The organism is Pseudoalteromonas sp. N1230-9 (assembly GCF_032716425.1).
GTDB lineage: Bacteria > Pseudomonadota > Gammaproteobacteria > Enterobacterales > Alteromonadaceae > Pseudoalteromonas.
The window spans coordinates 2,101,256-2,113,730 of sequence record NZ_CP090419.1; the positions used below are offsets into that span (position 1 = coordinate 2,101,256).

Below are 12,475 nucleotides of genomic sequence, written 5' to 3' on the forward strand. Positions count from 1 at the left end.
TCATTCCTTTAGAATTCAGGCTTAATTGTTAAGTTAATATTTTTCAGTTGCTCAAACACATCTTTATCTGGTGAAACTGGTAATGTATCAGCCATACGTACAGCACGTAACGCGGCCTCACATACCAACTTATCGCCACCAAGAGACGTAACTTGTGTTACAAGCCCATTAAAGCCAAGTCGAATATTAACGCGACATTGCTTATTCTTCATCTTTTCATCGATAAGTAAAGTTTGCTGAATACGCGCCATAATCAACGCTTTGTATTTATCAACTTCACTAACAACTTGTTGCTGACGAATTTTATTTCGTGCAGCTTGCTCTGCGGCTAACTGCTCTTGAAGCATTTGCTCTTGCAGTGCTTGCTGACGTTTACGCTCGGCTTCAGCTTCTTTACGTTTACGCTCAGCTTCTGCTTCTGCCGCTTTACGTTTACGCTCTTCTTCCGCTTTTTTCAGCGCTTCTTCTTCAGCTTTACGCTTGTCTGCAGCTGCTTTTGCTGCGGCTTCGGCTTCTTGCTTTTGCTTTTCAGCTTGCTTAGCTTTCGCTCGCTCTTTTTCTTGAATTTCGCGCGCTTTTTTAGCTTGTGCTTCGGCCTCTGCTTTTTCCTTTTCTTTCGCACGGCGTTGCTGTTCTAGCTTTTTAAGACGACGGTCTTCAGCCTCTCGTTGTTTTCGAGCATCATTAGCACGACGCTCAAGATCGCGAAGTCGTTTTGCTTCCGCTTGCTTTTTGGCTTCTTCTTGCTTTTTAAGCTCGGCAATCTTTTGTTCAACCTTTTGTTGATCAACAGTCACCGCCGACACTGCTTTTTCTGGTTCAGGCAAAGCTGTGTTCAGTGTCACTTCCATCACCTTAGGTGCTGGCATGTGGAAATTAGCTGACGCAACTAAAAAAACGATAATAGCAAGGTGCAAAAGAAGTGATTTAATTACTGATGCACGCATACTAACCCTCAAACGATTCAGTCATTAAACCCACTGACGGCACACCGGCGTTTTTCAAAAAGTCCATAAGCAGCAATACTTCTTGGTAAGAAACACGGCCTGAACCTTTTATCATCACTGGCGTATCAGGATTTTTTTGCAGTTGTAATTTAATTACTGCTGCAACATCCAACGCTTCCATAGGAGCTTCTGGATCTGTGCCGATACTTACATAATACTTACCTTCAGCGTCAATTGACGCAATGATAGGCGGAGTGTCTTTTGTATCAACAAGATCAGACTCTTCCATTTTCGGCAAATCAACTTTCACGCCATGAGTAATAAGCGGCGCAGTTGCCATGAATATAATAAGCAGTACTAACATCACGTCAATGTAAGGTACTACGTTTATCTCACCTACTGGGCGACGTTTTTTACGCTGATACATTCGCTTTAGCCTCTATTTGCGCAGCTGCTTGGCGGTGTAAAATATTGGCAAACTCTTCCATGAAGTTAATGTAATTACCCTCAAGCTTTTCAACTTTATTTGCAAAACGGTTATAAGCGATAACCGCTGGGATTGCCGCAAATAAACCCATTGCCGTTGCAATCAGTGCTTCTGCGATACCAGGTGCAACCATTTGTAACGTAGCTTGCTTAACTTCGCCTAATGCAATAAATGCATTCATAATACCCCATACAGTACCAAACAGACCAATGTATGGACTAATAGAACCCACCGTTGCTAAAAACGATAGGCTTGATTCTAATTTTTCTATTTCACGAGATAAAGCGACACGCATAGAACGATGCGTACCTTCCATAACGATGCCAGCACTTTGGAATGTTGTTTTTTTATGGCGTGCAAATTCTTTAAAGCCAGCAACAAATAATGATTCAACGCCGGTTGTGCCGCCTGGTCTTGCTGAAACTTCGTTATATAGTTTACTTAAGTCAACGCCAGACCAAAATTTTTGCTCAAAACGCTTAGCACCATTTTGTGCATCAGAAATCGCTTTTTTACGTTGAAAAATAATTGCCCATGACATGACCGACATACCGACTAATGCCAACATAACTAATTGGACAAGTACACTGGCTTCTAGAATAAGATCTAAAAAATTAAGCCCTGATCCCACGTTAAACTCCTAAAATAGATTTCTATATAATTTGTTATACTTATTACACTTGTGTTAGTTGACCATCATAATGGTCAAAAGTTACATCTAGTGTATCTAGTCAGTTATGAACTGACAACGCCCTTGCTGTGAAATAGCTACAAATAACGGTGAAAAGCAAATGCTTTAGTTATTTTTTAACCATTTTGTTCACGACTCCAAAAGCAGGGCTTCCCTTTTAAAACTAAAATGCATCTACACGGTGCTTAAAAATATAGCTAAACTTGGTAAAACACGGCGTTTATTCACATAATGCGCATAAACACCCAAAACACTATTCACCAAGCTAGCACAGAATACTTAAACTAATCCTGAACAAAATGAGCGTTAATTATAAAAATCTTTTTATTCATAAACTTACAAAACCAACAATGAACAAGCGAACAAAAAGAAAACAATAGAAAATAATGCTGCTATTAGTTTTTTTTATCTGAAAATAAAATTTTTCTAGTTTGAAGAAAAACTCACTGTTACGTATTATACCCACATACCGAGCTAACAACCTTTGAAAGCTTCTTTCATTAAGCTCCGTTTTTTGCAATATGATTATTTCGTATTGCCTAGTTAGCTTAACTTGGATAAAACCTTTTTAAGCTGGCTGTAGTTCCCTGAATTACTTCCTTCAACTTGTTGTTTGCCCGCATCATTATGCGGGCTTTTTTTTGCCTACACAAAACGAAAAGACATTACCGAAAATTAGCTTAACTGTATGTGAATTAAATAGCAGGAAGGTATGATGCTTGTTAGATTCTCCATCTAAAATAATTTGCGTTAGCAATATAGAGGGCTAATACCAATTCGCTTAATTAAGTGGTCTATTTTGAGGCAATAAAACCTCGTTGATCGCAAGGCAAAAATTTCGTTCTTTAGTTGTTCTAAATTAGAAATTTTTAACGCCGGTAGCGACAGGTTTAATCCCTCAAAATGATTAAGTATTATTGCGGATTGGTATAATGTTCACTGCCCCTTTTAGATTTGTTTCAAGATTAAAAAACCCCGCATATGCGAGGCTGAGTTTTTATTTGTCTGGGGTCAGTCCAAAATGAAGATAGGCTATATCGGACACCAATCTTCCACGAGGAGTACGTTGTATAAAACCTTGCTGAATTAGAAACGGCTCAATCACATCTTCTATGGTTTCTTTTTCTTCGCCAATGGCCGCCGCTAAATTATCAAGCCCAACTGGGCCACCCATAAATTTTTCGATAATAGCAAGCAAGTATTTACGGTCCATATAATCAAACCCGCTTTTATCTACATCAATCATATCGAGCGCTTGTTCTGCCACATTGGCGTTAACCTTGCCGTCAGATTTCACTTGAGTGTAATCTCGTACACGACGTAACAACCTATTTGCAATACGTGGTGTACCACGTGAACGTTTAGCGATTTCAGCTGCGCCTTCATCGCACATGGTTAAATCTAAAAATTGTGCTGAACGCGCTACAATTTTTGATAAATCTTCAACTGAATAAAACTCTAAACGCTGCACAATACCGAAACGGTCTCGAAGTGGTGACGTTAAAGACCCTGCACGTGTTGTTGCACCAATTAAAGTAAATGGCGGCAAGTCGAGTTTGATTGAACGTGCTGCTGGACCTTCCCCAATCATAATATCGAGTTGATAATCTTCCATCGCAGGATAAAGGATTTCTTCGACTTGTGGGCTTAAACGATGTATTTCGTCAATAAAGAGTACGTCACCTTCTTCAAGGTTCGTTAACAATGCAGCTAAATCACCTGCTTTTTCAAGCACAGGACCAGAAGTCGTTTTAATATTAACGTTCAATTCGTTGGCAACAATATTTGCAAGTGTGGTTTTACCAAGACCTGGCGGGCCAAAAATCAATAAATGATCGAGCGCTTCACCACGATGACGAGCAGCTTCGATGAAAATTTCCATTTGTTGCTTAACATGTGGCTGACCTGTGTAATCGTTTAATAGTTTTGGTCGTATGGCTCGATCAACACTGTCTTCATTACTTTGCTCACTGGCATCTATTAAGCGATCTGCTTCAATCATGGTTTACTCACAACATCGATTTTAGAGCTTCTTTTATAAGAACCTCAGTCGTCATATCTGGTTTATTTACCGCTTTTACTGCTTTTTGCGCTTGTGGCAGTTTATAACCAAGGGCAATAAGTGCTGACACAGCATCATCTGCTGCGTTGTTGGCTACAAGCGTATCATTACTTGTAGGCTCAATAATGGCATTATCGCTAAATGGCGTGAATAAGTCATTACCCCAATCTTTTAGCCTATCTTTCATTTCAAGCACTAAACGCTCTGCTGTTTTTTTACCCACACCAGGGAGTTTAACAAGCGTTGTTGCATCTTCGTTATTTACACATGTCACAAACTGCTGTGCAGACATACCCGACAAAATAGCAAGACCCAACTTTGGACCCACACCATTGGCTTTTAGAAGCTCTCGAAATAACGCACGCTCTGTTTTGTTATTGAAACCAAATAACAACTGCGCATCTTCACGCACCACAAAGTGAGTGTATATAATAGCTTGCTCACCAACCGCAGGGAGGTCATAAAAGCAGGTCATCGGCATCTGTACTTCGTAACCTACGCCGCTTACTTCAATTAAAATTTCAGGCGGCTGCTTTTCAACTAGCAAACCATTCAATCGGCCTATCATATTACTTCCTTAATCGTCCTCTTACGGTCTTGCTCGCACTGCCCGCAAGTTTTATTAAATTTTGTTCTGAGTGAGCATGACAAATAGCAATAGCCAATGCATCAGCCGCATCGGCTTGTGGTGTGCCTGGTAATTTTAAAATATTTTTAACCATGTGCTGTACTTGTGATTTGTCGGCACCACCATTGCCAACCACCGCTTGCTTTATTTGTCGTGCCGAATATTCAAATACAGGAAGTTCAGCCATAGATGCACCAACAATAGCCGCACCACGAGCTTGGCCTAATTTAAGAGCTGAATCTGGATTGTGAGCCATAAATACTTTTTCGATAGCAAAACTATCGGGCGAAAATTGCTCAACTAACTGACTGATCCCTTGATAAATCATTTTTAATCGCACAGGAAAATCATGTTCAGCTAGCTTAATACAACCACTCCCTAAATAAGTAAATTTAGCGCCTTGGTGTGCTATTACGCCATAACCTGTTAAACGTGAACCAGGATCAATTCCTAAAATAATTGCCAACTAACTGACCCATTTATTTTCTTTATTCAATAGCCTTAATAATGCCAGAGCACTGTATAAATTACCAGTAACCAATTGCAAAACATAAAAAAGCCCGTATACACGGGCATTTTATAAACATTATTGGGCTTTATATCACCCTAGTGCACGCAGTAACCCTTGCGTATTTTTACGCATTGTTCGCGCAACCATCAAATAGCCTAAACTAGCTACAAAGACACCACCAACAACAGGGCCAATTAACCAAATATGAGGGTGTAATTTACCGGCAAGGTCAAACATTTGCTGTTGTACTATTAATAAAGCAATATCACTCACAACAGCAGCTACCCCACCCGCGGTTAAGCCTAGTAATAAAAACTCATACAAGGTGGCATTTTTAATAAGCCGCCCTTTTGCACCCAGTGTTCTTAATATAACAATTTCTTGCATTCGTTCACCCAAGCTCGCTTGCACCTGAGATATAAGTACTAAAGCACCACACACCACCACAATAGACAATACAAAACCAATCGCAAGAGATACCTGCTCTATGGTTGAACGGATCTGTTTAATAAAGCTTTCTACATCAATCACATTAACCGTTGGATATTGGCGCATCAGCTCATTAAATTCACGCTTTTGATGTTCTTTAACACTCACCGACGAAATATACGTTGCCGGAAAGCTCTCAAGTACATCTGGGCTTAAAATAATAAAGAAGTTTGGTTTTAATGTGGTCCAGTTAACTTTGCGTACACTGGTAATTTTTGCATCGAACGATTGCGCACCAATCAAAAACGTTAATGTATCACCTAGTTTTACATCAAGGCGTTCAAGCATAGACTCCTCAACCGAGGCCTCTGCGACTGAGCTTTGTGTAAACCACTGACCCTCTATTAACTCATTTTGAGCAGGTAAGTCTTCTCGCCAAGTAAGGTTTAATTCACGGCCGATACCTGAGCGTGCCTCTTCATCTTTTTTCTCGTTATCTTGCTGTGATACTTCACGTGCAACTAGCTCACCATTCACTGCATTAACACGACCGCGTACTATCGGGTAAAAATCAGAGGTGGGCATATCGCGCTCTGCTAAAAAAGAGGTAATGGGTTCAAGCTCTTGCTCTGTTATATTCACTAAAAACGAGTTTGGCGCATCGACCGGAAGCTGCGACTGCCAATCTGAAATCATGTCATTTTTAAGCACAATTAAAAACAGCAATAACTTAATAGCAAGGGCAAAACTTATCAGCTGTACTGCATTAACATTAGCACGTTTTTGAATTGAAGCAATCGCAAGCGACCAACTATTACCGGGGCTTAGCCCTAGTTTACGACCGCCACCAAAAATGAGTTTGGATAAACCAAATAAAAGCGCAATCAGTACCGTTGTCGAGATAAATAAGATAGCTGTGATCTTAATATTATTACTAAATAACCACATTAATAAAAACACAGTTAATGCCGACATTGCCAAGTGAACCTTGCTGACAAGCAAACGATCCCCCAAATTACGGCGTAGTACGCGAAGTGGCGGAATATCAAACAAATCTAGCAAGGGCTTAATCGAGAACATTACCGCGCAAATAACCCCTGTACCAATAGCAATCAACCAAGGTTTCATACTTGAAGCAGGTAGTGCTGTGCCCATCGACTGTGCTAAATAATCACTGGCAATACTTTGCAGCGCAAAACCAACAACCAGCCCAACAACCACAGACATAAAGCAGACTAAGCTCAAATGTAGCAAGTAAATTTTACGGATTGTGGCACGACTGCCCCCCAACGTTTTCATCATCGCCACAGGGTCATATTGACGCTCGCAATAGCGTTTTGCAGATACAGCAATAGCCACCGCCGCTAATATAATCCCTAGTAAACCGGCTAATAATAAAAAGCTCTCAGCACGGTTTAGGCTATTCGCAATGGGCGATTGTCTATCTTTAACCCCATACCATTGCTGGTTTTCTTTCATTTGTGGTTTTAACCAATCATAGAACGTATTTATGCTATCTTCATCACCGGCATAAAGCTGGCGATAAAAAACACGACTCCCAGGTTGAATAACTTGAGTGCTGGCAATATCTTGCTGATTAATTAAAATACGCTGACTACTAGAAAAGACATTAAATGGCGCATCTGGCTCTTCAGCTACTACATGGCTTGCCACAAAAGTAGCCGCACCTAGCTCGACCTTGTCGCCAACCTGTATGTTTAATGCATAAAATACCGACTCGCTAAGCCAAACCTCACCGCGATTTGGTACTTTATCGGTAATAAATGCCTCTCCTAACAAGCTAGTTTTTACTTTGAGCTGCCCTTTAAGGGGATAGCTGTTTGATACAGCCTTAACTGAGCCTAATTGCATTTCATCATTAGCAAACAGCATGGTATCAAAATAAGTGATTTTCGCGGTGCGCAGGTTTTCTGCTTGCGCTTTTTCTAAAAACTCAACAGGTAATTCATGATTACTGGCAAGGACGCGATCTGCCGCGATAAAAGCACTGCTTTTTTGTGCAATACTCTGTCCTATGCGGTCGGTAACCATAGAAAGCGTTAAAACGGTCAGTACGGCCAAGGCAATAGCTGCACTAATGACCGTTAATTCACCGCGTTTAAATTCACGTGAAAACAGTTTAAGTGCTAGTTTAGCCCACATTCGCTTGCACTCCCTCTGACTCTTTTACTGTTACCAATTCTCCCGCTTCAATGTGTAAAATTTGTTGGCACTTTTCAGCTAACTGCTCATCGTGTGTAACCAGAATTAACGTTGTTCCATGTTCTTTATTTAACTCAAATAAAAGCGATTCGATTAACTTACCATTTTTACTATCAAGATTGGCTGATGGCTCATCAGCAAACAAAATTTTAGGCGTTCCGATAAACGCACGCGCAATAGCTACACGTTGTTGCTCACCACCAGATAATTGTGATGGGTAATGCCCCACTCGATGGCTCAGCCCCACTTTTTCAAGTAGCGCAAGCGCTTGCTCTTTTGCATTTGAGCTACCCGCAAGCTCGGCAGGTAACATAACATTTTCAAGCGCAGTTAAGCTTTGTACTAACATGAATGACTGAAATACAAAGCCCACTTTTTCTGCCCGTAATGCCGCACGGGCTTCTTCATCTAATTCATGTAGCGCTAAGCCATCAAGGTGGATACTCCCCTCCGTTGACTGATCAAGCCCTGCAAGTAAGCTTAGTAATGTTGACTTACCCGAACCTGACGTACCCACCACTGCAACTGAGTTACCTGACTTGACATTAAAGCTGATGTCACTGAGGATGGTTAGGTCGCCTTCAACCGTGGTGACCGTTTTAGAAAGTCCTTTAACTTGAATAATGTTTAATTGAGAAAGCGCTGACATATGATGTATCCAATCCTACGTTTTATATTCGTTTTACTGTTAGTAATCAAACCACTTACGGCAGCAGCTGACAACACAATTTTAATTTTAGGTGACAGTTTAAGCGCCGCATATGGCCTTAAACAAGAGCAAGGCTGGGTTAAATTGTTACAAGATAAATACGATGAAAAAGATCAATCTGTGTATCTTGTAAACGCCAGTATTAGTGGTGAAACCACAGGTGGCGCTCTTAGACGACTCGATGCCCTACTCGACGAGTTCGAACCCACCCATGTACTTATTGAGCTTGGCGGAAATGACGGACTGCGTGGTTTTCCAGTCAAGCGCTTACAAGCTAACTTACGCGATTTAATCAGCAAAAGCCAACAAGCGGGAGCTAATACAGCCATTATGGAAGTGCATATTCCACCCAATTATGGGCCACGTTATACCAAACTATTTACTGGCAGCTTTGAAACTATTGCAGATGAAACGAACTCTGAGTTGTTACCATTTTTCATGCTTGAAATAGCTGCTCGCCCTGAGCTCATGCAAAATGACAACCTGCACCCTAACGCTGAAGCTCAACCCCTTATACGCGATATAATGTATAAAGAGATCAACCAATGGCTAGATTAACCTCTAGCCAATGCCCCCTCATATAAACCACGTGTAATAATGAACAATAAACAGGCAAACAAACCTAAGGTGTATTGATTTTTATAAAAAAAGCCGTACTATAGCTCGCAACGTCGGCATATAGCGCAGCTTGGTAGCGCACTGTCATGGGGTGTCAGGGGTCGCAGGTTCAAATCCTGCTATGCCGACCATTTTTCTACACTCTATTCAATATAGTTAATTAACTTAGCTATTTACTTTATCGCACCTTAACTCTGCATTCTTTTACTTATATCGCACATTTATCGCACCATACTTATCTAAATGTATTTTCTCATTTTTAGGTTAGGTGTTGATTGGGTGATATATAGGAAGACAGCTAATGGCATATTTGCCCCTTTAAATATAATTTCATAAAAGCTTCTCGGATAAATAATTTGCAAGAGACATGCAATGGATTGTGGCAGCTCATATACAACCTTATGCTTTTAACAATGAGATTGGAATTTTGCCTAACAGCTAGATTTGAGCGAGGAGCAGACGACCACTTCAGAGCATTTTTCGACAAATAAAGTATTTATTCGGTAACGCCTGCAACAGTCAGGAGCGAAGCGAGTCGGCTGCTTGTGTTGATTATGCATTTTTCCCTAACAACTGTGAGACCGTAACAAATTTGTAGCCTTTTGCTCTCAGCCCCTTAATTATTGGCCCTATAGCGTCTCGCGATTCTTTATTTTTAGATCCCAAAACGTGTAAAAGAATAATTGAACCTGGAGTAGAAGATTTAACAACATACTCTGCGATAGACGCAGAACTTCTCGAAATTTCAGGATAGATTTCAGGCTCAACATTCCATGTGATTGTTTTTACTCCTTCCGACTTCAAATAATAAGGCAGAACAAAAAGCTTTTTACCATATGGAGGCCTAAAGTATATCTCACCCTTAAATCCAATCTGGCGGATTAAAGCTGTGGTGGAGTCGATTTCTTCCCTCACTTCATCAAGCCCCATTAACATCATTCTTTTATGGCTGTACGAATGATTCCCTATCTGATGACCTGCGTTAACCAGATCTATAGCCGGCTGCTTGTTTTGTTGAATTCCCGACCCATTGAGGAAGAACGTACCTTTCACATCATGCTCTTCAAGGATATTCAACACTTGAGTGGTATATTTCGCCCCCCAAGGACCATCATCAAATGTCAATGCGATAATCTTTTCATTTGTTTCGGCCTTTGCGACTATCTCTCCAAACACCTGAAAAGTCCTTGATTTACTTATATTCCAGGCTCCAAAGATGATTACTGCAGAAAGAATCAATATCGGCAGGTATACTCTTTTCAATGGTTTTCATCCTTATTTACATAACGCCTATAGCTAGCGTATTTTTGGAATGTAGCCGAAGGCGAAATGGAAAAAAATATTGCAAGACTATACTTGTTAAATGCCTTCAATTTGCTTGACTTCGCTACCATTAGATAACTTTACTCTGTATTGCATACCGACCTCATTTTCTATTTTGATAATACCTGTAGTAGACTCCACTTCTAACTTAACAATAAAGACATCTTGAACATCTCTTTCCAAACCTCTTTTGTATTTAGTCTTGTAGATCTGCTTGGCCCAAATTACCTCACCGCTTTCCACCTCAACCGCCCGAACAAAACCACCATTCTGCGTTGTTCCATTTTCAAGAGCCCAAGGCACAGCCTCATACTTAACTCCCTCATACTCTACAGGGAATACACGTTCCGACCCTGGACGCTTTGCCCAGCATAAACTTGAGCTGGCCAATAAGATTAGAATGAGATATTTCATAGCATTTAACGCCCACATAAAATGCAGATAATGCTTGGCTAAAATTAGCGAGGAACGAGCGTCAGCCAAGCTTTAGACATCCATTCATGCGCTTGTTAGGTGTTTGGATACACCACAAGTTAACTTCCTGATTCTATTGCTTCGTGATAAAAGCCAGCAAAACCTTTGAATGAATCAGTATTCAACACTTCTAATTTAAGAGGATTCCCTCTTAAATTGGATGGCTTTTCGAAGCCAAATCTAACTGTTTCTAGCGAAGCAGCTTCGAAGTCTAATTCGTTATCATCTTGCAGTTGAAACAACATACAGCGATGCTTTTGGCCAATTTCAGGAAAAGAATAATCGTGTTCTGCTTTTCCTGTGAATATCCCCTCAAATCCATAGATAACGACAATACTCATGAAACACCTAACGCCGCTGTAACCGACTAAAAACAGTTGGCTAAAATTTTGTGAGCCACGAACAAAGCCAACTGTTTTTTGTCCGAGTTTACAACTTTGTTATGTTCACTTTTAACTTTTAAAGTAAGTGTTTGTTTAGTCATATTTCAATATGATAAATGTTTTAAACTTAACTAAAGAAAAAATCAATTAGCATTAAAGCGACTACAGAGTAGACCAACATCAGTTGCCATTTATTAAACCGAAAGAAAAACTCGTAACCACAAACAGGGCAAAGCCTTTTTGTATATTGAGGTGCAACTCGCTCTTCTCTAGGAATAACATCGGAATTGCATTTAGGGCATTTCAACTGATTTCACCTGTGAACATAACGCCCGCATAATAGGCGGATTAAGCTTGGCTGAAATTAGCGAAGAATGAGCGCAGCCAAGCTTTTTGCGTCCACCCTTAATTCGATTGTTATGTGCCTTGTACTACAAAACGTGAATATCATTTATAGTGGCACTAAACTGATTATTTTTGACCCGAGAAAACTCGAACTCTACGGTTAAATCTGTGATTTCACCATTCACAGGGAAATAGAAACCAAAAAGGTAACTACCGTCATTACATTGCAGGAATTCTGGTGTACAAAAAGCTATATCAGTATTCTCGATTTTAAATTCTGATTCGTTACCGTAATAATCAAAAACAGCTTCTCTTATTTCTTTTTCACCCCAGCGTGCACCGTAATTATTAGGTACAGTTACCAAACTAAGTGCTTGTTCAAAACTATCCTGCGACAGGTAGCAAAGCCATTTTTGACAGTATGCTTTTAACTCAGGTTCAACATTTTGGTTTAACAGTTTTAGCATGACTTTCCTTAGGCACATAACTTCCAAATATGGGGCGCAGACATGTGTGCAAAAATGGCGAAGCCGCGCACATGTTTGCGTCCCAGCGAGCGACAGCGAGTGCCATAATTTGTTTGTTATGTGCGATTACAAAACTGCCTTGTTCCAACTGTCTTTACCCCTTAAAGCGAGTTTTAAA

At 40.4% G+C, this 12,475-nt stretch carries 13 protein-coding genes and 1 tRNA gene; 2 read left to right on the plus strand and 12 right to left on the minus strand.

Annotated features, from left to right (window positions below; all coding sequences use genetic code 11):
* Positions 1-8 precede the first annotated feature (8 nt).
* The 8 genes from tolA to LY624_RS09860 form a co-directional block, all read right to left on the minus strand.
* Positions 9-947 (minus strand): cell envelope integrity protein TolA, encoded by a 939-nt coding sequence (gene tolA, locus LY624_RS09825; protein WP_062569303.1) that lies wholly within the window; start codon positions 945-947, stop codon positions 9-11.
* Position 948: 1 nt separating this feature from the next.
* Positions 949-1,374 carry a protein TolR gene (gene tolR, locus LY624_RS09830; protein WP_054553013.1) on the minus strand — a complete coding sequence of 142 codons (426 nt, stop codon included), beginning with the start codon at positions 1,372-1,374 and terminating at the stop codon, positions 949-951.
* The gene (tolQ, locus tag LY624_RS09835; RefSeq protein WP_062569305.1) at positions 1,361-2,065 is read right to left on the minus strand and encodes a protein TolQ; all 705 of its coding nucleotides are present in this window, start codon (positions 2,063-2,065) and stop codon (positions 1,361-1,363) included. Before tolQ ends, tolR begins: the two co-directional genes overlap by 14 nt.
* 1,057 nt (positions 2,066-3,122) lie before the next feature.
* The gene (gene ruvB, locus LY624_RS09840; RefSeq protein ID WP_130150106.1) at positions 3,123-4,127 is read right to left on the minus strand and encodes a Holliday junction branch migration DNA helicase RuvB; all 1,005 of its coding nucleotides are present in this window, start codon (positions 4,125-4,127) and stop codon (positions 3,123-3,125) included.
* Between the two features lie 7 nt (positions 4,128-4,134).
* Positions 4,135-4,755 (minus strand): Holliday junction branch migration protein RuvA, encoded by a 621-nt coding sequence (gene ruvA, locus LY624_RS09845; protein ID WP_130150107.1) that lies wholly within the window; start codon positions 4,753-4,755, stop codon positions 4,135-4,137.
* A gap of 1 nt (position 4,756) precedes the next feature.
* Positions 4,757-5,281 carry a crossover junction endodeoxyribonuclease RuvC gene (gene ruvC / locus LY624_RS09850; protein WP_062569308.1) on the minus strand — a complete coding sequence of 175 codons (525 nt, stop codon included), beginning with the start codon at positions 5,279-5,281 and terminating at the stop codon, positions 4,757-4,759.
* 135 nt (positions 5,282-5,416) lie between these two features.
* Positions 5,417-7,918, minus strand: coding sequence for an ABC transporter permease (locus LY624_RS09855; protein WP_130150108.1), 2,502 nt, complete (start codon positions 7,916-7,918; stop codon positions 5,417-5,419).
* On the minus strand, positions 7,908-8,627 hold the full coding sequence (locus tag LY624_RS09860) for an ABC transporter ATP-binding protein (protein ID WP_130150109.1): 720 nt from the start codon (positions 8,625-8,627) through the stop codon (positions 7,908-7,910). Before LY624_RS09860 ends, LY624_RS09855 begins: the two co-directional genes overlap by 11 nt.
* Between LY624_RS09860 and LY624_RS09865 the strand changes: the two genes are divergently transcribed.
* Together LY624_RS09865 and LY624_RS09870 are read left to right on the plus strand one after the other, a co-directional pair.
* On the plus strand, positions 8,628-9,245 hold the full coding sequence (locus LY624_RS09865; RefSeq protein ID WP_130150110.1) for an arylesterase: 618 nt from the start codon (positions 8,628-8,630) through the stop codon (positions 9,243-9,245).
* A 114-nt stretch (positions 9,246-9,359) separates the two neighbouring features.
* Positions 9,360-9,436 (plus strand) — tRNA-Pro (locus tag LY624_RS09870).
* 421 nt (positions 9,437-9,857) lie between these two features.
* Here LY624_RS09870 and LY624_RS09875 read toward each other — a convergent pair.
* The 4 genes from LY624_RS09875 to LY624_RS09890 form a co-directional block, all read right to left on the minus strand.
* Positions 9,858-10,568, minus strand: coding sequence for a polysaccharide deacetylase family protein (locus LY624_RS09875; protein ID WP_341802877.1), 711 nt, complete (start codon positions 10,566-10,568; stop codon positions 9,858-9,860).
* A 96-nt stretch (positions 10,569-10,664) separates the two neighbouring features.
* A complete protein-coding gene (locus tag LY624_RS09880; RefSeq protein ID WP_130150112.1) occupies positions 10,665-11,111 on the minus strand; it encodes a hypothetical protein in 447 nt (148 codons plus the stop codon).
* Between the two features lie 50 nt (positions 11,112-11,161).
* Positions 11,162-11,443, minus strand: a complete 282-nt coding sequence (locus tag LY624_RS09885) for a hypothetical protein (RefSeq protein WP_130150113.1) — start codon at positions 11,441-11,443, stop codon at positions 11,162-11,164.
* 473 nt (positions 11,444-11,916) lie between these two features.
* Positions 11,917-12,297 (minus strand): hypothetical protein, encoded by a 381-nt coding sequence (locus LY624_RS09890; protein ID WP_130150114.1) that lies wholly within the window; start codon positions 12,295-12,297, stop codon positions 11,917-11,919.
* Between the last annotated feature and the right edge of the window lie 178 nt (positions 12,298-12,475).